At 54.5% G+C, this 23,247-nt stretch carries 23 protein-coding genes; 10 read left to right on the forward strand and 13 right to left on the reverse strand.

All coding sequences use genetic code 11. The annotated features are described in order from the left end of the window. Window positions 1-40 precede the first annotated feature (40 nt). The 5 genes from G006_RS0112985 to G006_RS0113005 all read right to left on the reverse strand — a co-directional run bounded on the left by G006_RS0112985 (window position 41) and on the right by G006_RS0113005 (window position 7,395). Window positions 41-1,498, reverse strand: a complete 1,458-nt coding sequence (locus tag G006_RS0112985; RefSeq protein WP_020483631.1) for an efflux transporter outer membrane subunit — start codon at window positions 1,496-1,498, stop codon at window positions 41-43. Between the two features lie 120 nt (window positions 1,499-1,618). Beyond that, window positions 1,619-4,705, reverse strand: coding sequence for an efflux RND transporter permease subunit (locus G006_RS0112990; protein ID WP_020483632.1), 3,087 nt, complete (start codon window positions 4,703-4,705; stop codon window positions 1,619-1,621). Continuing rightward, window positions 4,702-5,883: an efflux RND transporter periplasmic adaptor subunit gene (locus G006_RS0112995; protein ID WP_235048856.1), complete on the reverse strand. Its 1,182-nt coding sequence runs from the start codon at window positions 5,881-5,883 to the stop codon at window positions 4,702-4,704. Before G006_RS0112995 ends, G006_RS0112990 begins: the two co-directional genes overlap by 4 nt. Before the next feature lie 144 nt (window positions 5,884-6,027). Beyond that, window positions 6,028-6,483 carry a PaaI family thioesterase gene (locus G006_RS0113000; RefSeq protein ID WP_020483634.1) on the reverse strand — a complete coding sequence of 152 codons (456 nt, stop codon included), beginning with the start codon at window positions 6,481-6,483 and terminating at the stop codon, window positions 6,028-6,030. Between the two features lie 96 nt (window positions 6,484-6,579). After that, a complete protein-coding gene (locus G006_RS0113005; protein WP_020483635.1) occupies window positions 6,580-7,395 on the reverse strand; it encodes an oxidoreductase in 816 nt (271 codons plus the stop codon). 102 nt (window positions 7,396-7,497) lie between these two features. On the opposite strand from G006_RS0113005, the gene G006_RS0113010 reads away from it, so the two are divergent. Then, a complete protein-coding gene (locus tag G006_RS0113010; RefSeq protein WP_026147034.1) occupies window positions 7,498-7,941 on the forward strand; it encodes a winged helix-turn-helix transcriptional regulator in 444 nt (147 codons plus the stop codon). 92 nt (window positions 7,942-8,033) lie between these two features. Beyond that, entirely contained in the window at window positions 8,034-8,759 is a 726-nt protein-coding gene (locus G006_RS0113015) for a glutathione S-transferase family protein (RefSeq protein WP_020483637.1), read from the forward strand. On the opposite strand, the gene G006_RS0113020 is transcribed toward G006_RS0113015, so the two are convergent. Continuing rightward, window positions 8,720-9,676 (reverse strand): LysR family transcriptional regulator, encoded by a 957-nt coding sequence (locus G006_RS0113020; RefSeq protein ID WP_020483638.1) that lies wholly within the window; start codon window positions 9,674-9,676, stop codon window positions 8,720-8,722. The two genes, G006_RS0113015 and G006_RS0113020, sit on opposite strands and share 40 nt — an antisense overlap. A gap of 431 nt (window positions 9,677-10,107) precedes the next feature. Here G006_RS0113020 and G006_RS0113030 point away from each other — a divergent pair, with 431 nt between their 5' ends. Then, window positions 10,108-10,587, forward strand: a complete 480-nt coding sequence (locus G006_RS0113030) for a tautomerase family protein (RefSeq protein ID WP_020483640.1) — start codon at window positions 10,108-10,110, stop codon at window positions 10,585-10,587. A 102-nt stretch (window positions 10,588-10,689) separates the two neighbouring features. Here the strand turns inward: G006_RS0113030 and pmbA are convergent, their stop codons facing one another. The 6 genes from pmbA to G006_RS0113060 are packed head-to-tail and all read right to left on the reverse strand — an operon-like array spanning window position 10,690 to window position 16,528. After that, the gene (gene pmbA / locus G006_RS0113035; RefSeq protein WP_020483641.1) at window positions 10,690-12,021 is read right to left on the reverse strand and encodes a metalloprotease PmbA; all 1,332 of its coding nucleotides are present in this window, start codon (window positions 12,019-12,021) and stop codon (window positions 10,690-10,692) included. A 57-nt stretch (window positions 12,022-12,078) separates the two neighbouring features. Beyond that, window positions 12,079-13,518 (reverse strand): metalloprotease TldD, encoded by a 1,440-nt coding sequence (tldD, locus tag G006_RS0113040; RefSeq protein ID WP_020483642.1) that lies wholly within the window; start codon window positions 13,516-13,518, stop codon window positions 12,079-12,081. 43 nt (window positions 13,519-13,561) lie between these two features. Next, complete coding sequence (locus G006_RS0113045; RefSeq protein ID WP_020483643.1) at window positions 13,562-14,026, reverse strand: hypothetical protein; 465 nt, start codon at window positions 14,024-14,026, stop codon at window positions 13,562-13,564. A gap of 2 nt (window positions 14,027-14,028) precedes the next feature. Then, entirely contained in the window at window positions 14,029-14,895 is an 867-nt protein-coding gene (locus G006_RS0113050; RefSeq protein WP_020483644.1) for a 23S rRNA (adenine(2030)-N(6))-methyltransferase RlmJ, read from the reverse strand. 38 nt (window positions 14,896-14,933) lie between these two features. Next, on the reverse strand, window positions 14,934-15,284 hold the full coding sequence (locus G006_RS0113055) for a DMT family protein (protein ID WP_020483645.1): 351 nt from the start codon (window positions 15,282-15,284) through the stop codon (window positions 14,934-14,936). Next, window positions 15,281-16,528, reverse strand: a complete 1,248-nt coding sequence (locus G006_RS0113060; protein ID WP_020483646.1) for a multifunctional CCA addition/repair protein — start codon at window positions 16,526-16,528, stop codon at window positions 15,281-15,283. The genes G006_RS0113055 and G006_RS0113060 overlap by 4 nt, the downstream gene beginning before the upstream one ends. A gap of 93 nt (window positions 16,529-16,621) precedes the next feature. Between G006_RS0113060 and G006_RS0113065 the strand changes: the two genes are divergently transcribed. The 7 genes from G006_RS0113065 to pqqE all read left to right on the forward strand — a co-directional run bounded on the left by G006_RS0113065 (window position 16,622) and on the right by pqqE (window position 21,375). Next, window positions 16,622-17,410: a sulfite exporter TauE/SafE family protein gene (locus G006_RS0113065; RefSeq protein WP_020483647.1), complete on the forward strand. Its 789-nt coding sequence runs from the start codon at window positions 16,622-16,624 to the stop codon at window positions 17,408-17,410. Between the two features lie 154 nt (window positions 17,411-17,564). Further along, window positions 17,565-17,639: a pyrroloquinoline quinone precursor peptide PqqA gene (gene pqqA / locus G006_RS27835; RefSeq protein WP_054760176.1), complete on the forward strand. Its 75-nt coding sequence runs from the start codon at window positions 17,565-17,567 to the stop codon at window positions 17,637-17,639. Window positions 17,640-17,748: 109 nt separating this feature from the next. After that, entirely contained in the window at window positions 17,749-18,660 is a 912-nt protein-coding gene (pqqB, locus tag G006_RS0113070) for a pyrroloquinoline quinone biosynthesis protein PqqB (RefSeq protein ID WP_020483648.1), read from the forward strand. Between the two features lie 12 nt (window positions 18,661-18,672). After that, window positions 18,673-19,398 (forward strand): pyrroloquinoline-quinone synthase PqqC, encoded by a 726-nt coding sequence (pqqC, locus tag G006_RS0113075; protein ID WP_020483649.1) that lies wholly within the window; start codon window positions 18,673-18,675, stop codon window positions 19,396-19,398. Window positions 19,399-19,403: 5 nt separating this feature from the next. Then, a complete protein-coding gene (locus G006_RS0113080) occupies window positions 19,404-19,967 on the forward strand; it encodes a Uma2 family endonuclease (RefSeq protein WP_020483650.1) in 564 nt (187 codons plus the stop codon). Between the two features lie 33 nt (window positions 19,968-20,000). After that, entirely contained in the window at window positions 20,001-20,273 is a 273-nt protein-coding gene (gene pqqD, locus G006_RS0113085; RefSeq protein WP_020483651.1) for a pyrroloquinoline quinone biosynthesis peptide chaperone PqqD, read from the forward strand. Continuing rightward, entirely contained in the window at window positions 20,251-21,375 is a 1,125-nt protein-coding gene (gene pqqE / locus G006_RS0113090) for a pyrroloquinoline quinone biosynthesis protein PqqE (protein ID WP_020483652.1), read from the forward strand. Before pqqD ends, pqqE begins: the two co-directional genes overlap by 23 nt. Window positions 21,376-21,424: 49 nt before the next feature. Here the strand turns inward: pqqE and msbA are convergent, their stop codons facing one another. Then, window positions 21,425-23,197: a lipid A export permease/ATP-binding protein MsbA gene (gene msbA / locus G006_RS0113095; RefSeq protein ID WP_020483653.1), complete on the reverse strand. Its 1,773-nt coding sequence runs from the start codon at window positions 23,195-23,197 to the stop codon at window positions 21,425-21,427. Window positions 23,198-23,247: the final 50 nt, after the last annotated feature.

Below are 23,247 nucleotides of genomic sequence, written 5' to 3' on the forward strand. Positions count from 1 at the left end.
GATGACTTTCGTTGATATTGCTATTACTGGTAACGGCTAGCTATCGAGACCTTGTCGATCCGCCCACCGATGAATCGACCGTCCAACCACCCCCAAAAGCTCGGTACAGCGACACCATCGCTACACCGACCGCGGTTTCGGCTTTGGCGCGTTCGTCGCCGGCGGCGAGCTTACCGCGTTGGGCATCCAGAACGGCCAGATAATTCCCCGCTCCGCGACTATACAACGCATCGACCAGCCGGTAAGCTTTTTCCGCCGAGGCTTCCGCTTCAGTCAATCGGCCGAAGCTATCGGTCGCGGCACGATGGGCGACGAAGGCGTTTTCCACATCCTCCAAAGCCAACAAAAAAGTCTTCTCGTAATTGGCCGCGACTTGCTCCAGCCGCGCATCTGCGGCGGTGATATGGGCGCGGATGCGTCCGGCGTTGAAGATCGGCGCCGAAAGGCCAGAGCCCAGCGCATAAACGCTATCGGCCAGACTCGGAAAACCGCCGACCGCCAGCGCGCCGACACCGCCGCTGGCCGACAGCACCAGCTTGGGATAGAGATCGGCCTGCGCCGAACCCAGGCTGGCTGCTGCCGCACTGACTTCGGTTTGTGCCAGGCGTAAATCGGGACGTTGCGCGAGTATATCGGCCGGCAGCAGATTTGGCAGGACCGGCGCTTGTTTCGGTAACGGGCCAACAGCCGCCAAACGGTTTCCTAGGCTTTCCGGCGGCTCGCCCAATAACACGCCCAAACGATGGATCAGGTTTTGCTCGGCGTTGGCCAGTTGTGGCAGCGTCGCTTCGGTGCCCTGTAAGAGCGATTGCTGGCGGGCAAGGTCTGCCTCGTTAGCCAGTCCGGCTTTAAGAAATACCTGTAAAGTCCTCAATCGTTCGCGTTGCAAGGCTATGTTTTTTTGCAGAATGCCGGTACGTTGCTGCACGCCGCGCAGCTCCAGATAGTGGGTCGCCACCTGGGCCAGCAGACCGACTTGCGCCGCATGCAAGCCTTCCTGGCTGCCTTTGGCTTGTGCGGCGGCGGCTTCCGCTTCCAAATGCCGACTGCCGAACAAGTCGATTTCCCAGCGCGCCGCCAAGCCGCCGCTGACCGCATCGGCGGTAGGTGTAATCAATTTGATACCTTGCTCGCTCGGTACGCCGACGATGCGGTCGATGCGTTTTTCCCGACCGCCGAACAGCGAGAAATCGAGGCTGGGATACAGCGCGGCTTCGGCGACGGTGACCATCGCGTTGGCTTCGCGGACGCGAGCGGAGGCGATCTTCAGATCGTGGTTGGCGGCCAAGGCTTTGTCTATCAACTCGTTCAGCAAGGGGTCGTTGAATCCTTGCCACCAAGTCTTCAGGTCCGCCGTTTCGGCGGTTTGGGCATTGGGCGCGTGTTGCCATGTTGCCGGGCTGTTGAGCGCTACCTGGTCCCCGACGCGGGTCGGCGTACAGGCGATTAGACTAGCCAGGGACAGTATGGTCAGTGGTGTTAAATATCGATTATTCATTGTAAAACTCCGTGGTCGCATCGCGCGGTACCCGCGAGGATTATCGTAAAAGCGGGGTTTATTCCTTCTCCCCTTGGGAGAAGGTTAGGATGAGGGCATATAAAACAAAGCCTTATCCCCTCACCCCAACCCTCTCCCGGCGGGAGAGGGAGTTTTTGCGTCGGTACGCTCCACCCTGAACCAAGCCGCATACAACGCCGGCAGGAAGAACACCGTCAGCGCGGTCGCCACCGTCAGCCCGCCCATGATCGCGATGGCCTGCGGGCCGAAGAAATCGTTGCGCGACAGCGGTATCATCGCCAGGATGGCCGCCGCTGCGGTCAGCATGATCGGCCGGAAACGCCGCACCGTCGATTCGACGATGGCCGACCAGGTGTCGAGTCCTGATTGTTCGTCCTGATCGATTTGATCCACCAAGATCACCGAGTTGCGCATGATCATGCCGGCCAGCGCCAGGATGCCGAGCAAGGCCACGAAGCCGAACGGCGCCCGGAACAACAGCAAGGCGAAGGCCGCGCCGATCACGCCCAGCGGCGCGGTGCTGAACACCATGAAAGTCCTGGACAGATTCTGCAACTGCATCATCAACAAGATCAGCGTGACGATCAGCACCAGCGGAATCCAGATCAGAATCGACTTCTGCGCGGTCACCGCATCTTCCTTGGAGCCGCCGGTTTCGATGAAATAACCGGCCGGCAGGCTATCCTGTATGGATTTAAATTTCGGGACGATTTCCGCCGCCACGTCCGGGGCCATCTTGCCGTCGGCCACGTCGGCGCGCACCGAAATGGCCGGGAAGCGGTTGCGCCGCCAACGCACGCCGTCCTCGAACACGGTTTCGAACTTGACGAACTGCGACAGCGATACCGACTTGCCATTAGCGGTGCGAACCGCGACATCCGGCAATTCGTCGGCGGCGGTGCGCAGTTCGGGGCTGGCTCGCCAGACGATGTCGATCAATTTATCCTGCTCGCGCAATTGCCCGACCGGGATGCCGGCGTAATGCGCCTGCAAGGCTTGCGACAGACTGGCCGTCGAAACGCCGAGCGCGCGTGCCTTGTCCTGATCCAATGCCAGGCGGAACGACGGCACGCGGTCATGCCAGTCGTCGTTGACATCCACGGTGCCGGGATGGTTACGCACGACTTCGGCCACCCGCTCGGCAATGTCGCGTACGATGTTGGGGTTTTCGCCGAGCACCCTGAACGCCAAGGGATAATCCATCGGCGGCCCGACATTGAGACGCTTCACCCGGCCTCTGACATTCGGAAAATCCGTCTCAAGAATCTGCCGGACGCGCTGCATCACCCGTTCGCGGGCCACGTTATCCTTGGTCATCACCACCAATTCGGCCAGATTAGTGTTTGCCAATTGCTGCACGATCAACATGAAAAATCTCGGCGTGCCGCTGCCGACATAGCTGGCGACGTGTTCCACGTCCTCGTCCTTGGCTAATAGCGCTTCCATGCGCTTGGCGGCGGCTTCAGTTTGCTCGAAGGCACTGCCCTCCGGCAGCCACAGATTGACGATGACTTCCGGGCGGTTGGACAACGGGAAAAACTGCTCGGGGACATGGGTTAAAGCCACTACACCGAGACCGAACAAGGCCAGCGTGGCGACAATCACTTTCTTACGGTGCGCCACGCAGGCATCCACCCAACGCCGCAAGCGGTTGTAGAACGGCGTGTCGAACAAGTCGTGGGCCGCTTGGTCGCCGTTGGCATGCACCTTAAGAATCAAAAATCCCAAATACGGAGTGAACACCACCGCGCCTATCCACGACAGTATCAGCGAAATGCCGACCACCTGAAAAATCGCCACGGTATATTCGCCGGCCGAGGATTGCGCCAAACCCACCGGGAGGAAACCGGCGATGGTGATCAAGGTGCCGGTCAGCATCGGAAAGGCCGTGGCAGTATAGGCATAGGTCGCGGCGCGCATCCGGTCCCAACCTTCTTCCAGCTTGCGGGCCATCATCTCCACGGCAATCATCGCGTCGTCCACCAACAGGCCCAACGCCAGAATCAAAGCCCCCAAGGAAATACGTTGCAGATCGATGCCGCACAGCAGCATGACCAGCAAGGTGGCGGCCAGCACCAGCGGCACGGTCAGCGCCACCACGGACCCGGTGCGCCAACCCAGGCTCAAGAAGCTGACCACCAACACGGTGGCCAGGGCTTCGAAGAAGGTTTGGCCGAATTCCGCCATCTGGTTTTTAACGACGTGCGCTTGATTGGCTACCGGTTCTACGTCCATGCCCAACGGCAACTCGTTTCTGATGACGGCCAGCGCGTCTTCCAGGTTTTTTCCCAGGGCTATAACGTTGCCTTGTTTGTTCATCGTCACGCCTAGGCCAAGGGCCGGTTTGCCGTTGAAACGCATCTTGAACTCGGCAGGATCGACATAGCCTCGCGTCACCTTGGCGAAATCCTTGACCTTGAAGGTGCGATCAGCGATGCGCACCGCCATATTGGCGACGCTATCTTCCGAGTCGAACGAGCCGGTCAGGCGTATCGGCAGGTTGCGCTGCGCGGAAAATACCGTGCCGGCCGGTGCCATGCCGTTCTGCGCCTGCAAGGCCTGGGCAACCGCCGCCGTATCCAGGCCCAGTTCGGCCAGCTTTTTGTCCGAAAATTCGACGAAAATCTTTTCGTCCTGTACGCCGATCAGATCAACCTTCTCAACAGCCTTGACCCGCAACAGCTGTTGCCGGACCGAATCGGCCGCCTGTTTCAGATCGGCATAACTAAAACCCTCGCCGGAGAATGCGTAGATCAGGCTGTAGGTATCGCCGAATTCGTCGTTGAAAAACGGCCCTATGCTGCCGGGCGGCAAGGTCATGCGAATGTCGTCGACCTTCTTGCGCACCTGATACCAAAGCTCGGGAATGTCCTTGGGCGGCGTATCCTCTCGAGGGGTGACGAAAATCACCGATTCGCCGGGTTTGGAGTAACTGCGCAGATAATCCAGATTGGGCAGCTCCTGAATTTTCTTTTCCAGCCTGTCGGTCAACTGTTGCTCGACTTCCAGCGCAGTGGCGCCGGGGTAGAGGGTTTTAACCACCATGATTCGAAACGTGAACGGCGGATCTTCCTGCTGACCCAGCTTGAAATAAGCGAATAGCCCACCGAGCACCACCAATGCCAGCATAAAGCCGGTGAAAGAACGATGCTTGAGCACCCATTCGCTGAGGTTGAATGATTTCATAGCTGCCCCTCGCTACCGCGCCCCTTAGGCAGCCCCTGTTGATCCGGCAACCGAACAGCTTGCCCCTCGGCCAGACGTTGCACGCCTGCGCTGACCAGCAATTGGCCGGCGGCGAGGCCCTCGACGGCAATGCGTTCGCCGGCCAATGTTTCTCCCAGCCGCACCGGCGCTGATTTGACGGTGGCCGCCTGCTCGTCGACCAACCAGACTAAAGGATGATCCGGCTGATTTTGCGGGGTATAGACGGCGGAAAGCGGGACAGCGATGCGGGAAGCAGTGTTCGCCGCGACATGAACGGTCGCCGTCATGCCCAATTGCGCGGCGTCCGGGTCTTCCAGCAAGGTGGCCTTGATGCGATAGGTGCGGCTGACCGGGTCGGCGGACGAGGCGATTTCGCGGATTTTAGCCTTGAGTAGCCTATCTTCGTCGGCCCACAACGAAACATTAACTTCTTGTTGGCGTTGGATTTCCGTCAGGCGATGCTCGGGCACGTCGAAATGGATTTCCTTTTCTTCCAGCTGGGCCAGTGTCACCACTGCCTGGCCGACAGCCAACACCTGCCCGGCCTCGACAGCCAAGGCCGTGACCACACCGTCGCGGTCGGCATGCAATTCGGTATAGCTCAGCTGGTTGTTCGCCTCGGCCAATTGCGTTTCCAGCGCCGCCGCCCGCTCCCGCGCCGTGGTATACGCGGTTTCGTGCCGCTCGAACTCCGGCGGACTGATGACTTGCTGGGTCAGCAATTCGCGGTATCTCACCAGATCGTCCCGCAAGAAAGTGCTGTCGGCCTGCGCGGCAGCCAGTTGAGCCTTTAGACCTTGCACGGCAAGGTGGTAATCGTTGCCGTCCAGTATGGCCAGCAGTTGGCCTTTACGTACCGAGTCGCCAACATCAACTTTGCGCTCCAGCAGTTTACCGCCCACCCGGAAGGATAACGGCGTCTCGATTCTTGCTCTAACTTCGCCGGCAAAGCTTCTAGCATCTGCAACGGCATGGTCCTCGATCCGAAACACTTTCACCGGGCGGGCAACCGCTGGCGCTGGTTTGTCCTGATCGCTGCATCCGACGCTAATCGTCAGTGGCAGCAACAACACGGCCAACAACCGGGCATTGGCTGTGCATCGGAACTGAAGCCGGTCACGGCGGGTGGGCATTAACGGGATGTTGGGTTTCGGCATGTTGCTTCCTCCTTCGACAAAAGGTTCGGTACTATTCGAAATAATCATTCGATGCTGTTTGCTATCAGTATCTCGGCGGCCAACTGGCATCAATAGCCGCGCCGAAATGGCGCTGTAATTGTTCGGAAAAGAAATGGTCATCACTTAGCCTCTTCGCCCGAAGATCAATAATGTCGATGTGGCCGAGGCATAGAGTCGGTCTTCAGTATCAATGAGACGTGCCTCCGCAAAAGCAGCCCGCCTCCCTAACGACAAAACCCTGCCTTCCGCTCTGACTAAGCCCGTGTTCTTGGTCATGGCCTTGTGATAGGAAACCTTCAACTCCAAGGTGGTGTAGGCCTGTCTCTCGGTTAGTCTGGAATGGACGGCACAGGCGCAGGCGGAATCCAGCAATGTGGCCGCATAGCCGCCGTGAACGGTGCCCAGAGGGTTATAAGCATGTTCGCCGGGCTTGCCGGCAAACACGGCTTTGCCCAAGTCGACTTCCACCAGCTCAAAATCCAGCGACACCAGTATCCCTGGCTTATGCCCCGAGACCATCAGCGCCCGCAACTGGTCAAGGCCATTGCGCTCAACATCGGTTTTGATCAGAAAATTCATATAGCTACCGTCCCTTCTCCGATATGCAGGACCGTGGCGGGTACAGTCGACTTGGCATTGTTTGAACGATGAATCATGTCCTTATCCTTCCGTTATTCAGACTATCGGCAGTTGGTTAAACTTGCGTAAGCTCTTGTCTACCAAGGCTTCCGGGAGGAAACGACGCAGGAAACGCACTTGGCTTGCCTGTTTTCCGGCGGTGTAACGTCTTCTGGGTAGTGCGTCAGTCGCGGCTTTTAATATCGTACTGGCCACTACGTCCGGCGCATCGCCCGCATTCACCCCTTTATGCATCAGTGCCGCCATGTCGCTACGCACAGAGTCATAGACGGCAAGCGGTTGATCGGGCTTGGTTAAGCTTGCTTCGAATGCGGTGCGGGTAAACGCCGGTTCAACCAGCACCACCCGGATGCCGAAGGTGCGCAGTTCGTGGTCTAGCGATTCGGAGTAACCTTCGACCGCATGCTTCGTGGCGGCATACAGAGCGTTGTAGGGAGACGGAATCAGACCCAATACCGAGCTGATATTGATGATGCGGCCTTTCCCCTGCCTGCGCATGGTCGGCAACACGGCATTAGTGACGCGGGTTATGCCGAACACATTCACGTCAAACAAAGCCTGAGCCTGCGCGGTGGAGGACTCTTCCGCGCCGCCGAGTAGGCCGACACCGGCATTGTTGACCAGCAGATCGATGCGTCCGGCCTGCTTCATGACCTCGGCGACCATGTTGCTTACCGACGCTTCGTCGGTGACGTCGCAGGTCAACATCGTGATGCCGTCAGCGCTGGCAAGCGCTTTGCGGCTGGTTCCAAATACTCGATAACCTGCTTGTTGCAGGGCCTTGGCGGTTACCAGCCCAATGCCCGACGATGCGCCAGTGATCAGGGCTACGCCAATGTCTTTATTGCTCATATCAAATCTCCTTGTGGGGTGGATAGTCTGCCGACTAAGTGTTACTATCATTTTGAAAGCAATGTTACTATCAAAATGAAACCAAGTCACTACTAAAAACGTATGAACGATAAAAATATTTGTGATGAGCCGTGTCCAATCGCGCGTTGCCTGACTTTCCTCGGCGATGAATGGAGCTTATTAATCCTACGAGACGCCCATTTCGGTTTAACCCGATTCGATCAATTTCGGAAAAGTCTCGGCATCGCACCGACGATGCTGACCCGGCGCTTGGCGACGCTGACGGAGGAAGGCATGTTGGAAAAACGGCTGTATTCGGAGCGGCCGCCGCGTGAGGAGTATGTGTTGACCGCCGCCGGCCGCGATTTCCTGCCGGTGCTGATCATGATAGGCGCCTGGGGTCGCCAATACCGTAGCGGCGGCAAGCTGGTATATATCGAGGACGCCGAAACCGGGCAGGAAATTAAACCGGTGGCCATCGACGAGGTCACGGGCGCAAAGATCGGTTCTCGGCCGATACGCTTTGTGCTGCCGGAAAATGGCTAATTTTTGGCCGATTTTTCAGTATTGGCTGGCTATGTCTAACATTTCTAAGAGACATGTCGCCGATTTTTAGAGAGGCATAAACAAAGTTCCGCATGATTACGTTGTATCAATTTCCCAGAGCCTGGAGCATTCCCAATCCGGGCCAGTTTTGCGTAAAGCTGGAAACGTATCTGCGCATGGTCGGCATCGAATATCGAATCGCCGAAACCCTGCCGCTTTATGCGCCCTTGGGCAAGCTACCTTTCATAGAAGACAACGGCTATAAACTTGCCGATAGCCGGATGATTATCCGCTATCTGCAACAACATTATGGCGATAGCCTGGATGCGCATCTGTCAGCCGAGCAAAACGCCCTGGCCCTGGCTTGGCAACGCTTATTGGAAGAACATTTGTATTGGGTATGCATGTATAGCCGTTGGCAATACGGAGCGGAGAACTGGCAAATCAATAAGCAGGCGATCTTCCAAGGCCTGCCGCAACCCATGGCGGACATGGTAGCCGCGATCTATAGGCTGCGGATTCGCGGACAGATACGCGGCCATGGGATTGGCCGGCTAGCCGCCGCCGACATTTTCGAATTGGGCAAGCACGATGTGGCGGCTCTTTCCGCCGCGCTTGACGGCAAGACGTTTTTGTTGGGAAACCGGCCCAGCAGTATCGATGCCTCGGCCTTCGGCGTATTGATCAATCTATTGGCCTGTCCAGTCAGCTCGCCGGTTAAGGACTATGCCTTAACGCAATCTTCGTTAGTCGATTATTGCCGGCACATCCAGACTCGCTATTTTCCCGAGCTGGGCGAACCGAAGTTTGGCGAATGATGGTCCAGCGCGGCGCAAGCGGCGCGAATTTCATCGCGTAGCCAACGATTGGCAAGATCCTGGTCTTGTAGCGGATGCCAGACCATGACCGTGTCGTAATGCGGCAAATCTAACGGCAAGGGCACCAATTGTAGCGGCAAGTTCCGGGCGAATTGCTCGGCAGTGCGTTTAGGAAAAGCCATGACCATATCCGTTTGCGCCACGATCAACAACGCGGACAGAAAATGCGACACAGTCAGCGCCACACGCCGCTCGCGACCGTGTTCCGCTAACCAGGCGTCTACTTGCCCCGTGCTGGCCCCGGTTCTGGATACCAGAATATGCGGCAGATCTATATAGTCTTCCAGCGCTAATGCCGCAGTGACCCGGGGGTGACCAATGCGAGCCATGCAGACCATGAAATCGTCGAACAAGCGTTCGGAATTTAGATGCTTGGGCGCATTCAGCATCACGTCAAAACCCAGTATCAGGTCTATATCGCCTTGCTCCAGTGCATTGAAAGGAAAACGGCTGCTGGTGCGTTTGAAGTGGATATCCACGCCCGGTGCTTGTCTGGCAATACGCGGCGCCAGTATGGGCAACAACAAGGCTTCCACGTAATCCGTCGCCGCAATATTAAAGGCGCGCCGGCAAGTGGCGGGATCGAACGGCGCCGGCGCGCGAATCAAACTTTCCACCTCTTTAAGTACCGCCGCCACGGGTTCCACCAAAGACAGGGCCCGCAGCGTCGGCGTCATGCCCGCCGGAGTTTTTACCAACAACGGGTCTTCCAATTGTTGCCGCAAACGCTGTAGTACGTGGCTCATCGCCGATTGGCTAATAAACATTTTTTCCGCCGCCCGCGACACATTGCGTTCCTTCATCAGCAGATCGAAGGCGATCAATAGATTCATATCAAACGTTTTTAAGTTGGCCATGGCTGGGATTCCAAAATGTAAACGCGGGTTATGTTATCGAAAATACCTGGGGTGTTTGGCATCAAATATTTTCATAGGCGCATGAATAGAAAGCATTTTACCGTTTGCCTTCTCAGGCATAGATTTATCCCCGACGCAGCCGCCGACGTTTAGTTTCTACCCAAGGAACCTGCATCAGTTTCCCCCCAAGGAACTTGCAAGTTAACGTGGCTGCGGCGTCGCCTCGCGCTCTATCGTGCAGTAAGCGTCTGATATTGCCGGGCGGTATTTGGCAAACGCATTTGCCAATCATGATGTTGAGACGATGGGCGAAGAGATGGCGCTAGCAAAACATTGGCGATCAGCGTCGGGTTTTGCCGGAACGCCAATTCAGAAAAACAAGGTGGTCAGTAAGATCGCCAAAACTTAATTTCAAATACAGGAGAATCATCATGCCTTTGTGGAAAGTCTATCATCCCAGCGCAGCCTTCAGCGCGGACGACAAACAAGAGCTGGCTGAACGCATCGTAAACATATATGCGGCTGTACCAATCCCAAGATTTTACGCGGTAGTCATTTTCGAAGGAGTGATTAAAGGCAATTGTTTCGTCGGTGGTGTGCGGAATGACAAGTTTATTCGCTTCAAGGTCGACCAAATCGCTCGAACGCTACCGGGTCCCATCATACGAGAATGGTGGATGCGAACGCTTGACGAAGTCATTGCACCCTTTGTTAAAGAACGCGGTTTCGATTGGGAAATTTCGATTGACGAAACCCCATTTGATCTTTGGTCACTACAGGGCGAATTGCCTCCGCCCTTCGAATCGATAGCGGAAAAGCGCTGGGTTGAAGAAAACAAGGCCAGCCCTTACACGTACCAAGAAAAACTACCCTCAGGTCACTTTTTATTGACCCCAGGCGTAACGGGTTGATTGATGATTAACCCGTGATAAATAGGGCTGGGTAAATAATTCCAAAGGGGGCTGGGGCGCTTAGACATATATTATCGGCCGCACAGAGAACCCAGAGGACATTTACTCGCCCGCAATCGCCATCCGCTCCAGCAAGATCGAACCAACCCGGATATTGCCGCGCAAATCCACATCGTTGCCGATGGCGACGATATTGCGCAGCATGGACTTTAAATTGCCGGCGATTGTAATCTCTTGCACCGGATACTGGACTACGCCGTTTTCCACCCAAAAGCCGGAAGCGCCGCGCGAATAATCGCCGGTCACGCGATTTACGCCCTGCCCCATCAATTCGGTCACCAACAAACCGGTATCCAGCAATTTCAGCATGCCGGCAAAATCCTGACTGCCGGGCTCGACGGTCAGATTGTGCACCCCGCCGGCATTGCCGGTGGTTTGCATGCCCAACTTACGGGCCGAGTAGGTGCTGAGCACGTACGATCTTAAAATACCGTCGCTGACAATATCTCTGGCCCTGGTCGCGACACCTTCGGAGTCGTAACTGGCACTGCCCAGCGCACCGCGCAGGAACGGTTGCTCATGAATCCGCACGAAGTCCGGCAAGATTTGCGTATCCAGCGTATCGAGCAAAAACGAGGATTTGCGATATAAACTGCCGCCGCTGATCGCACCGATCAACGCGCCGATCAAACCGGACGCCATTTCCGACGCGAATAATACCGGACATTGCCGTGTACTGAGACTACGCGCATTGAGGCGGGCTATGGTGCGTTGCGCGGTTTTTTCGCCGACTTGTCTAGCCGATTCCAGACCGTTCGCATTGCGGGCCACGCTATACCAATAATCGCGCTGCATCGCATCGCCGCTGCCGGCCAGCACCGAACAGCTCAAAGAATGCCTGCTTGACTGGTAACCTTGTAAAAAGCCCAGCGAATTACCGAATACCCGCGTACCTTGATGCGTATTGACCGAAGCACCTTCGGAATTGCTAATCGCCTTATCGTAGCCGCGCGCGATATTTTCGCATTCGATGGCGATGTTTATGGCTTGTTCGGCGTTAATACCCCAAGGATGATTCAAGTCCAGATCCGGAAACTCGGTTGCCAATAATTCGGCATCGGGCAAGCCGGAATAGGCGTCGTCGCTGGCGTAACGGGCGATACTACAGGCGGCCTTGACGGTTTCTTTCAATGAATCAGAAGAGATATCGTTGGTACTGGCCGAGCCCTTTTTCTGGCCGAAATAGACGGTAACCCCTATACCTTGGTCGCAGTGATATTCTACGGTTTCCACTTCACCCAGACGTGCCGACACGGACAAACCGTTATCAACGCTGAACGCCGCTTCGGCGCCGCTTGCGCCTTGTTGTTTGGCTTCGTCCAATAATTGCTGAACGACATTTTTTAAGCGATTAATTTCTTCCTGATTTTGCACGGTAAGTCTCTTAGAATTCGATTACTTGTGTGGGCCGCAACATAACGGCCCGAGGCATTAAACGCTAGTGCCGCCGACGGTCAAGCCGTCGATTTTCAAGGTGGGCTGACCGACGCCGACCGGCACACTTTGCCCATCCTTGCCGCAGGTGCCGACGCCGCTATCCAGGGCCATGTCGTTGCCGACCATCGATACTTTCGTCAATACGTCGGGACCGTTACCGATCAGCGTCGCACCTTTTACCGGCCGGGTAATTTGGCCGTTTTCGATCAAATAGGCTTCGCTGGTGGAAAACACAAATTTGCCGGAGGTAATATCCACCTGCCCGCCACCGAAGTTACGCGCATACAAACCTTTTTTGACCGAGCGGATAATCTCCTCCGGATCGCTGCTGCCGGGCAACATGTAGGTATTGGTCATGCGCGGCATCGGCAAATGCGCATACGATTCGCGGCGGCCATTGCCGGTGGGTTTCACGCCCATCAAGCGGGCATTGAGCTTGTCCTGCATATAGCCTTTCAAAATGCCTTTTTCAATCAATACGGTGTTTTCGGTGGGCGTGCCCTCGTCGTCGATATTCAAGGAACCGCGCCGTCCAACCAAGGTGCCGTCGTCGACTACGGTGCATAAATCCGACGCCACCCGCTCGCCGACCCGACCGCTAAATGCGGAAGTGCCCTTGCGGTTGAAGTCGCCTTCCAAGCCGTGACCAATGGCTTCGTGCAGCAAAATCCCCGGCCACCCCGGACCCAACACCACGGTCATATTACCGGCCGGCGCTTCCTGGGCCTGTAGATTAACCTGAGCCAAACGCACCGCTTCGCGGCCGTATTCAAAAGCTCGGTCGTTGTCCAGAAAGAAACTGTAATCGCTGCGCCCGCCGCCGCCCATGCTACCCTGCTCGCGCCGGCCATTTTCGACCATGATGACCGTCACGTTCATCCGCACCAAGGGCCGCACATCCGCAGCCAGAGAACCATCCTGATTGGCAATCAAGACACTGTCGTAAGCCGCAATCAGGCTGACCATCACTTCTTCGATGCGGCTGTCCAGCTTGCGAGTTTCGCTGTCGACGCGCTTCAGTAAATCGATTTTTTCCTGATCGTCCAGGGACTTTAAAGGATTGAGCGGCTGGTACAGCTGCGGCCAGCTCTTGGCGACTTCGATCTGGCGCTGCGCCTGCTGTCCTTGCCTGACAATGGCTTTTACATTGTTAGCGGCTTCCAGCAAAATCGGCAATTCGATGCGGTCACTGTAAGCAAAGCCGGTTTTGTCGCCGCTGACGACGCGCACACCGGCACCGTGCTCTATGGAATGACTACCTTCCTTGATAATCCCGCCTTCCATGGACCAGGATTCGAAATGGCTGGACTGAAAATAAATGTCCGCCGCATCGACCGGCACGCTGAGCAGCGCGGCCATCACTCGATCTATATCCTGGGTTTGCAAGCCATTGACGGCAAGAATGGATTGGGTAACTTGTTCTAGTAATGGCATAAGAAAATTAAAAATAAAACGGTTTCGTCAAGGATGCGCACAATCACATCACGAAAAATGAAGCGATATAAGCAACGGCCACGGCAGTGACGGCAAGAGTCACCTTATCCCTTATGGTAAGTGACAACCAATACAACTCTAACTCGGTTTTCCGCCGCACCCAGGTATTCAGCACCATTTGTTTAAAAGATGCCCAAAGCCGGGGTACTAATTTTGAGAGTCGATAAAAACCAAACCAGGCGATGGTGACCAATATATAGAACGTCACCACCTGGCTACCGTGGCGGTCGGATTCGAATAGATACTCGATGATTTCACCGATATCCAAAACGTGGAATACCAGTTCTACCGCTTCTTCAATACCTAATTCGACATACTCGAAGGCCACGTGAAAACCTTCGAACACCAGATGCATCAATTCACCCAGCAGTTCCAGCGTCACATCGTACATGACGATAGCGAGTACCACAAAACCGACGATGATCAAGTCGAGATTCTTTCTAATCATGGCTAATTCCTTACCGCACTCACCGCTATCGACTCCGGCACCTGCCATTCGACTTTCCAAGACCCCTTACCGTCCGCCAAGGCTTGATTCAAGCAAGGTAGCAGGGCTTCCGCTTGACTATCCAACTGCCACGGCGGATTGATGAACAACATGCCGGAACCGGTCATGCCGCGTCCCGGCCCGTCGTGGGCTATGCAGTGCTCGATCCGCAACTGGCGAGGCATGCCGGTTTGCGCCAATTGCCGCATAAAGTTTTCGGTCGCCGCGCGGTCGATGACCGGATACCACAGCACATAGACACCGGTAGCGAAGTGCTTGTATGCGGTTGTCAGAGCCGCTACGATTTTTTTATATTCGTCTCGCATTTCATAACTGGGGTCAATCAAAATCAAACCGCGCTTTTGGATAGGCGGCAATTTCTTGCTCAAGGTTTGCAAGCCATCTTCCTTGGCGACACTCACCTGTTTGTCGCCGGCAAATAATTGCTGAAGGGCTTCGACATCGCTACTGTGCAATTCCGACAATACTAAGCGATCTTGCGCCCTGACCAAGCGTTTAACCAATTGCGGCGAGCCGGGATAGCGCACCAGTTGCTGACCGGTATTTTCCGCGCGCACCGCGGACAGATAATCTTTTAATTCCGGCGGCGCACTTTGAATATCCCAAAGCTTGGCTATGCCTTGCTGATATTCGCCGGTTTTTTGGGCAAATTCGGATTTAAAAGAATATTTACCGGCGCCGGCGTGGGTATCGATGTAAACAAAAGGCTTATCTTTCTGCTTTAGTGCGTTGATCGCCAGCGTCAGCAGACTGTGCTTTAACACATCGGCAAAATTGCCGGCGTGGAACCCGTGACGATAACTAAGCATGCTGTCTACCCATTTTTATTATTCCAATCCGTTCAAATTCAGCTTAATTTGGCCCTGAACATAAAAAACACCGCACCCAGCAAACATAAACCGGCCCAGAGATAATCCAGTTTCAGCGGTTCTTTCATGTAATAAACCGAGAAGGGTACGAATACGCTAAGCGCGATCACCTCCTGCATAATTTTCAACTGCGCCACACTGCACTGCGTGTAACCGATACGATTGGCCGGTACTTGTAACAAATATTCGAATAGAGCTATCCCCCAACTGACGAGTGCCGCCAACAACCAGGGTTTGTTATTCAGTTCCTTCAGGTGCGCGTACCAGGCAAAAGTCATAAAGACATTGCTGCAAATCAATAAGCCGGCGGAGATCAGGATGGCATTCATGCTGATTCTACTGTTAGGTGCTGATAGCCTTGCTTGTAATCGCTGATGGCTTGGGACCGCAACTTGCGGATGGCGATACCAATCTGTTCGCCTTGCAAGCCTTTCAGCAAAGCCGCCGAGGTATCGACAGCCAAGGCCGCCATGGCCGCCGAACGAATGTATTCAGCTTGCGGGTAGGGCCTGTCTTCGAATCCGGTTCGGCCGCGCGCGTCGGCTTCGCAAGCCTGCAAAAATTCCTCCAAGCGACTATCGGGCTTGAACGCGCCCAGGGTTTGCAACATATCGGCCAAGGTATCCGCACGTAATTCCAAAGCCCTGTGGCAATGTGTGTGATATTGCATGACCTGCCCGCACAGCGATTTAAAATGATTCGGCACCCGCAATCTTTCGCACAGTTTGGTCAGCACCGGCAAACCTTTTTGCTCGTGGCCGTGATGGCTAGGCCAATGCTGGCTGGGCGTCAAGGCCTTGCCTAAATCATGCAACAAGGCCGCCAAGCGCACCTCGGCCTTATCGGAAAGCCGCGCGGCTTGCTCCAGCACCATCAATGAATGCACGCCGGTATCGATTTCCGGATGATATTTCTCCGGTTGCGGCACCCCGAATAAAGCATAGATCTCCGGAAAAACCACCTGCAAGGCGCCGCAATCTCTCAACACCTGAAAAAATGCCGCCGGCGTCCGCTCCAGCAAGGCTTTATGCAATTCCGCCCACACTCGCTCGGCAACCAAAAAATCAGTTTCGCCAGCGGAGACCATCTCGCGCATCAGTTGCAGTGTTTCCTCAGCGACAGAAAAGCCCAAATGGGCGTACCGGGCCGCAAAGCGGGCCACGCGCAAAATCCGCACAGGATCTTCCACAAATGCCGCAGACACATGTCGCAGAATCCGACTATCCAAATCCCGCCGCCCGTTGTAGGGGTCGATCAATGCGCCGTCGGCATCAATTGCCATTGCATTGACGGTTAAATCCCGTCGCAACAGATCCTCTTCCAATGTCACATCCGTAGCCGCATGCACCGCAAATCCCTTGTAACCGGGGGCAGTTTTACGTTCGGTGCGCGCCAAGGCATATTCTTCGTGATCGATAGGATGCAAAAATACCGGAAAGTCTTTGCCAACCGGCCGAAAACCGGCGGCCAGCATGCTGTCCACAGTCTCACCGACCACCAGCCAGTCACGCTCCTTAACCGGATAATCCAGCAAACGGTCGCGAACTGCGCCGCCGACCAGATACGTTTTCATGCCTTACTAACTCGCCTGCTAAATGGATCAAAAGACACAGTATAAATGAGTCGCTATCATAGTGCTTTGCTTATTCCCCAGCCATTATTCATCATGACGGAAATTTTTTTAGCCAGCCTTTTATTGGGCATTCTCGCCGGACTCTCCGCCGGTTTATTCGGTATAGGCGGCGGCGCATTGATCGTGCCGGTCCTGGTCTGGCTCTTCCAGGCTCAAGAATTCAATACAGAGCAAATCATGCTGATTGCCGTCGCTACGTCCTTGGCAACCGCGATATTTACGTCGGTGGCTTCGGTGCGCACGCACCATAAACTAGGCAATATCGATTGGCGACGAGCAAGGCACTTAGCCCCAAGCATGCTGCTGGGCGCCGGCGGCGGCGCGGTGTTGGCCGAATATATCAGCGCGGATTTACTGCGCTGGTTTTTCGTTGCCTATCTACTTTATACCAGCGTACAAATGGCAATGCCCAAGCCAATCAAAGCCTCATCCCACCCCGCCAGATCCTTTCTGGATTATCCGATGGGTCTGTTGATTGGTGTGTTATCGGCTATTTTAGGCATCGGCGGCGGCACCATGACCGTACCTTACCTAGTGAACAACGGTCTGATCATGAAAAACGCGGTCGCCACCTCCAGCACTTGCGCAATCCCCATCGCCCTGTCGGCTGCAACCAGTTATGCCATCTTGGGTTGGCAAGAAGATCAATTACCGGCTGGCAGCCTCGGCTACCTGTATCTCCCAGCCTTCGCCGGCATCGTTTTGACCAGCATATTTACCGCACCTTTGGGTGCCAAGTTAGCCCACCGTTTGCCGGCGCAAAAATTGAAACGTTACTTTGCGATTGTGCTGTTGGCACTTGCTTTAAAAATGGCTTGGTAAGCTAGGGAACTAAAGCGCCGAGACACAGCTCACATCACCGCTAGTTTCGGTTTGATTGCTCTGTTGCGCAAAGAAAAACTTCATCGTATACTTCGGCGCAGCTTTCTCGATCAAGCTATCGCACACAACAACAAAACCTCTGGAGGGTATATAAATGAAATGGGAAACACCAGCTTATAACGACATGCGTTTCGGTTTTGAAGTTACCATGTACATCTACAACCGTTAATCCTTAGGGTTGACGATAAGAAAGGGGCATTTTCCTGCCCCTTTTTTTTGCCTGGCGTTTTTTAATCCCGTATCATGCCTCGCTCGTTCACCAACCCTTATAAGCGAACATGAAGATAAGAGTTCTCGGCGCCGGTGCCGGCGGCGGTTTTCCGCAATGGAACTGCAACTGCGACAATTGCCGACGCTTGCGTAACGGCCAATTCAACGGCAAAGCCCGCACCCAATCGTCCATAGCAATCAGCACCGACAACCGCAACTGGCTGCTGTTTAACACCTCACCAGACATTCGCGCCCAATTGGAAGCCTTTCCTGCCATACAGCCCAAAGAAGGTATCCGCGATACCGGCATCAAGGCTGTACTGTTGATCGACAGCCAAATCGACCACACCACCGGCATGCTGATGCTGCGCGAAGGCAAACCGTTAAACGTGTACTGCACCGACATGGTCAAGCAGGATCTGACCAGCGGCTTTCCGCTATTCAATATGCTGAAAGACTATTGCACAGTCAATCATCATCCGATTGCCTGCGACGAAACACCCTTCGAGATTCCCGGCATTGATGACATCCGCATTTATGCCCATGCCCTGAAAAGCAAAGCGCCGCCCTATTCACCGCACCGCCACGACCCGCACGACGGCGACAACATCGGCGTGATCGTCGAACAAATATCCACCGGCAAAAAACTGTATTACTCGCCGGGCCTTGGCGAAATCGAGCCACATGTTTTGCAAGCCATGCTGAATGTAGATTGCCTAATGGTAGATGGCACGTTTTGGACCGACGATGAAATGGTTACGCGCGGCATCAGCCACAAACATGCTCGGGAAATCGGCCATCTACCGCAATCCGGCCCTGGCGGCATGATTGAAGTTTTGAATGGCGTACCAAGCGCCCGGAAAATTTTGATTCATATCAACAACACCAACCCGATTCTCGACGAAGATTCGCCGGAGCGTAAAACCCTGGATGCCAACAGCATCGAAGTGGCTTACGACGGACTGGAAATTGACTTATAACAAAGGTGTTACATGACTGCTGATAATCAACCCTGGAGCCGCGAAGAATTCGAAGCCAAACTGCGCGGCATGGAAAAGTTCTACCACATTCATCATCCGATGCACACATTGATGAATGAAGGCAAGCTGACCAAACAGCAATTGCAAGGTTGGGTCGCCAATCGCTTTTATTACCAGGTGATGATTCCGATCAAAGACGCCAACATCATGGCCAATTGCCCGGACCGCGAAACTCGCGCCAAATGGGTACAACGCATTCTCGACCACGACGGCCACCCCGGCGACCCCGGTGGCATCGAAGCCTGGATACGTCTGGGCATCGCAGTTGGGCTAACCCGCGAAGAGATCACTTCCCTGGAATACGTGCTACCCGGCGTGCGTTTTGCAGTCGATGCCTATGTCAACTTCGCCCGCCGCGCCGAATGGCACGAAGCTGCCAGTTCATCACTGACGGAACTATTCGCCCCCAAAATTCATCAACAACGCTTGGATAACTGGCCAGATGTCTATCCATGGGTCGAACAAGAGGGTTACACTTACTTCCGCAAGCGCCTGACCGAAGCCCGCCGCGACGTGGAACACGGCCTGGAACTGACGTTGGACTGGTACAAAACCCGCGAGCAGCAAGAACGCATGGTGCAAATTCTGAAATTTAAACTGGATGTGTTGTGGAGCATGGCCGATGCGATGTATCTGGCTTATGTGGCGGATATGCCGCCGTATTTCAATATCGAGTGATAGAAATGCAAACCGCCGAACAGCTTCGTTTTAGCGCCGCCGACTTTTTGGCTTGGGAGGAATCCCAAACCGAAAAGCACGAGTTCGTCGCGGGAGAAGTGTTTGCGATGACGGGCGCTCGGCGTGAACATGTTGTCGTCAGCCTAAATATTGCCTCGGCCTTAAAACAGAGATTACGCGGTTCACCCTGCCAAGCCTACATTGCCGATCTGAAACTACGTGTCGAGGCCGCCGATGCTTTCTTTTACCCGGACGTGATGGTGTCCTGTCACCCGGAAGATAACAAAGCCAAACAATTTATTTCGCAGCCGACATTAATTGTCGAAGTACTGTCCGATTCAACAGCAGACTACGACAGAGGCGGCAAATTCGTCGCTTACCGCAAGCTGGAATCGCTTCAAGAGTATCTGATCGTTGACATCGACGCCCGCCGAGTGGAATGCTTCCGCCGCACTCCAGACAACGATTGGCTGTTGCACGACTACATAGGCGACGTGGATTGCCAACTGCATAGTTTGAGCCTCAACCTGCCGCTGGCGGAAATTTTTGAAGACATCGAAACCGCTTGATTCCCCAGCCGTTTGCTTACATACCGGAACTCTATGACCATCACCCCCGATCAACTTATCCAATTCTCGCCGCTGCACCGGCTGCAGTGGGAAGAAGCCCAGCAAAAATACGTGATTCTGTATCCCGAAGGTATGGTCGAGTTGAACCAAAGCTCGGCGGAAATACTCAAGCTGTGCGACGGTAGCCGGATGTTGGGGCAAATCGTCGCCGAATTGGAAGAAAAATTCGCCACGTCCGGACTGACCAATGACATCACTAACTTTTTAAACGTAGCATTACAAAATGGCTGGATCAAGCAAGCTTAATATCACCCCGCCCCGCTGGCTGTTGGCCGAGCTGAGCTACAAGTGCCCGCTGCAATGCCCGTATTGCTCCAATCCGCTGGATTACGCTAAATATCCGGACGAATTAAGTACCGAGGATTGGAAACGCGTATTAAGCCAAGCCCGCAAAATGGGTGCGGTGCAGTTGGGGTTTTCCGGCGGCGAACCTCTGACCCGCCAGGATTTGACTGAACTGGTCGGATACGCGCGCGAACTGGGCTATTACTCCAACCTCATCACTTCCGGCTACGGCTTGAGCGAAGAAAAAATCGTCGAATTAAAGCAAGCCGGTTTAGACCATATCCAAATCAGCATCCAGGCCAGCACCCAGGAACTGAACGATCATATCGCCGGCACCGCCACTTACCAGCACAAACAGGACGTGGCGAAACTGATTAAAAAACACGGCTATCCGATGGTGCTGTGTGTGGTAATCCACCGCGAAAACATTCACCAAATGCCGCAAATTTTGGAGATGGCCGAAAACCTCGGCGCCGATTATCTGGAACTGGCCAACACCCAATATTACGGCTGGGCCCATTTGAATCGTGACGCCTTGCTACCCACACGCGAGCAGTTCGAAGAAGCGGAAAAAATTGCCCAGGCTTATAAAGAAAAAGTGGCCGGCAAGATGAAGATTTATTACGTGGTGCCGGATTACTACGAAGACCGGCCGAAAGCCTGCATGAACGGTTGGGGCACGACATTTTTGACCATCGCCCCGGATGGCACGGCGCTACCCTGCCATTCAGCGCGCGAACTGCCCGGCCTGGATTGCCCCAACGTGAAGGATTTCAGCATAGCCGAAATCTGGAACGAATCGAAAACCTTCAATTTCTTCCGCGGCACTGAGTGGATGCAGGAGCCTTGCCGCAGCTGCGACGAGAAACTCAAAGACTTTGGCGGCTGTCGCTGCCAGGCGTTCTTGTTCAACGGCGATATGTACAGCACCGATCCGGTATGCAGCAAATCTCCGCAACGGCACCGAATTGACGCGGCGATCAATTCAGCGCGCGAACTGGCCCTGTCGGACCGAGAAAAACCGCTGGTGTTTCGCAATAGCAAAAATTCCAAACAATTTTAATACCTATCTCAGTCGGCGGATCGGATAAGCCGAGTCACTGACTGATTCATCACTCTGGCGAAGCAAGGCTTGCCGATTGCTCCACTGGTTTAGTTTGGCCGACATCCTGAAACTGCATCTTGTGCAATTTGGCGTAGGCACCATCACGCGCCAAGAGTTCGCGATGCGAACCTTGTTCGACTATCCGGCCCTTATCCATCACCAAAATCACGTCAGCACTTTCTATAGTGGATAAGCGATGCGCCACCACCAAGGTAGTACGGCCCTGCATCACGCGATTCAGCGCGGCCTGGATGTAACGTTCGGATTCGGTGTCCAAGGCCGAAGTCGCCTCATCCAAAATCAAAATCGGCGCATCCTTCAATAATGCTCGCGCCAGCGCTAAGCGTTGACGCTGGCCGCCGGACAATTTAACGCCATTCTCGCCAATTTCTGTCTCCAGCCCTTGCGGCATTTTGCTGATAAAGTCCATCGCATAAGCATCGACCGCGGCCTGCTCTATTTGCTCTCTGGCCGCACCTTGTAACGCGCCATAGGCGATATTGTTCGCGACGGAGGCGTTGAACAAGGTGACGTTCTGCGTGACCAAGGCAATCTGCCGGCGCAAACTGTCCAGGCGGTAGCGTTTTAACTCCACGCCGTCAATCAAAATCTCGCCCTGCTCGTACTCGTAAAAACGTGGCAACAAGTTAATCATCGTGCTTTTGCCACCACCCGAAGCACCGACCAACGCCACAGTCTGACCGGGCTCGATAGTCACGTTTATATTATTCAATGCCGGCGTTTCGCTGCCGGGATAACTGAAACTGAGATTTTTGAATTCGATGCGCCCCTGACTGCGCTCGACCTGATAATCACCACCGTCGATTTCGGCCGGCTCGTCCAACACTTCAAACAAAGACTCAGCCGCCGCGATGCCGCGCAAGATCTCGGAATTCGCATCGCTTAATTGGCGGATCGGTTTGGGTAATAAGAACGCGGCTGTAAAAAAACCGACAAATTCGCCCGGACTGGACGATTTCATCATGATCAAGGCCAGATACATCATGCCGGCCAGCGCGAAAGAAATGACTAGCTGCATCAGCGGGTTATTCAGCGACACCGTCATGATCAGCTTGCGGTACTGAGTACGGTTATCCAGGCTGGCCGATTTAAAACGCTGCCGCTCGTAATTTTCACCGCCGAAACTTTTCACGATGCGGTTTCCGGAGACCATTTCCGAAGTGATGTGAGTCAAATCGCCGACGGTATCTTGCATGTTGCGGCTCAATCTTTTCAAGCGCTTGCCAACATAACGCACCATCACCGCGACTACTGGCGCAATCGCCAAAAAAACCAAGGATAGCTGCCAGTTGGTATAAGCCAGATAACCCAGCAAACCCACTGCCGTAAAGCCTTCCCGCACGAAAGAGCGGATCGAATCGGATGTAGCACGCGTGACTTCGCCAATATTATTGGTAATCCGCGAAATCATGTAGCCGCTGTTATGCGCATCGAAATATTGCACCGACAAACGGGTGTACTGATTAAAAATCTCGCAACGCAGCTTGTGAATCAAATTGCCGGAAATCCGTGCCAGATAGTAATTGCCCAAAAATGAGCCTATACCGCGTACCAAAAACAACACCACGAAGGCCAGCGGCAAATACTGAATATCACTCCTGTCCGGCGCGCCAAAGCTGTCGATGATACGCTGAATAATCATCACCACCGCCGGCTCGGTCGCGGCGTAGATCGCAAAACCGATGGCGCAGACCACAAATAAACGCCAATACGGCACCACAAACGCCAGCAAACGCTTGTACACCTGGCTGTCCGTCATTGTTTTGCGCGAATTTTCTAACGTGTTCAATACTGTTTACCTTTAAAATG

The sequence above is a fragment of the Methylomonas sp. MK1 genome (assembly GCF_000365425.1).
In the GTDB taxonomy this organism is placed as follows: domain Bacteria; phylum Pseudomonadota; class Gammaproteobacteria; order Methylococcales; family Methylomonadaceae; genus Methylomonas.

What these genes read in the sequence shown, in the direction of transcription:
- G006_RS0112985 (WP_020483631.1), bottom strand. Translation starts at nt 1,498, where the DNA reads ATGAATAATCGATATTTAACACCACTGACCATACTGTCCCTGGCTAGT.
- G006_RS0112990 (WP_020483632.1), bottom strand. Translation starts at nt 4,705, where the DNA reads ATGAAATCATTCAACCTCAGCGAATGGGTGCTCAAGCATCGTTCTTTC.
- G006_RS0112995 (WP_235048856.1), bottom strand. Translation starts at nt 5,883, where the DNA reads ATGCCGAAACCCAACATCCCGTTAATGCCCACCCGCCGTGACCGGCTT.
- G006_RS0113000 (WP_020483634.1), bottom strand. Translation starts at nt 6,483, where the DNA reads ATGAATTTTCTGATCAAAACCGATGTTGAGCGCAATGGCCTTGACCAG.
- G006_RS0113005 (WP_020483635.1), bottom strand. Translation starts at nt 7,395, where the DNA reads ATGAGCAATAAAGACATTGGCGTAGCCCTGATCACTGGCGCATCGTCG.
- G006_RS0113010 (WP_026147034.1), top strand. Translation starts at nt 7,498, where the DNA reads ATGAACGATAAAAATATTTGTGATGAGCCGTGTCCAATCGCGCGTTGC.
- G006_RS0113015 (WP_020483637.1), top strand. Translation starts at nt 8,034, where the DNA reads ATGATTACGTTGTATCAATTTCCCAGAGCCTGGAGCATTCCCAATCCG.
- G006_RS0113020 (WP_020483638.1), bottom strand. Translation starts at nt 9,676, where the DNA reads ATGGCCAACTTAAAAACGTTTGATATGAATCTATTGATCGCCTTCGAT.
- G006_RS0113030 (WP_020483640.1), top strand. Translation starts at nt 10,108, where the DNA reads ATGCCTTTGTGGAAAGTCTATCATCCCAGCGCAGCCTTCAGCGCGGAC.
- tldD (WP_020483642.1), bottom strand. Translation starts at nt 13,518, where the DNA reads ATGCCATTACTAGAACAAGTTACCCAATCCATTCTTGCCGTCAATGGC.
- G006_RS0113045 (WP_020483643.1), bottom strand. Translation starts at nt 14,026, where the DNA reads ATGATTAGAAAGAATCTCGACTTGATCATCGTCGGTTTTGTGGTACTC.
- G006_RS0113050 (WP_020483644.1), bottom strand. Translation starts at nt 14,895, where the DNA reads ATGCTTAGTTATCGTCACGGGTTCCACGCCGGCAATTTTGCCGATGTG.
- G006_RS0113055 (WP_020483645.1), bottom strand. Translation starts at nt 15,284, where the DNA reads ATGAATGCCATCCTGATCTCCGCCGGCTTATTGATTTGCAGCAATGTC.
- G006_RS0113060 (WP_020483646.1), bottom strand. Translation starts at nt 16,528, where the DNA reads ATGAAAACGTATCTGGTCGGCGGCGCAGTTCGCGACCGTTTGCTGGAT.
- G006_RS0113065 (WP_020483647.1), top strand. Translation starts at nt 16,622, where the DNA reads ATGACGGAAATTTTTTTAGCCAGCCTTTTATTGGGCATTCTCGCCGGA.
- pqqB (WP_020483648.1), top strand. Translation starts at nt 17,749, where the DNA reads ATGAAGATAAGAGTTCTCGGCGCCGGTGCCGGCGGCGGTTTTCCGCAA.
- pqqC (WP_020483649.1), top strand. Translation starts at nt 18,673, where the DNA reads ATGACTGCTGATAATCAACCCTGGAGCCGCGAAGAATTCGAAGCCAAA.
- G006_RS0113080 (WP_020483650.1), top strand. Translation starts at nt 19,404, where the DNA reads ATGCAAACCGCCGAACAGCTTCGTTTTAGCGCCGCCGACTTTTTGGCT.
- pqqD (WP_020483651.1), top strand. Translation starts at nt 20,001, where the DNA reads ATGACCATCACCCCCGATCAACTTATCCAATTCTCGCCGCTGCACCGG.
- pqqE (WP_020483652.1), top strand. Translation starts at nt 20,251, where the DNA reads ATGGCTGGATCAAGCAAGCTTAATATCACCCCGCCCCGCTGGCTGTTG.
- msbA (WP_020483653.1), bottom strand. Translation starts at nt 23,197, where the DNA reads ATGACGGACAGCCAGGTGTACAAGCGTTTGCTGGCGTTTGTGGTGCCG.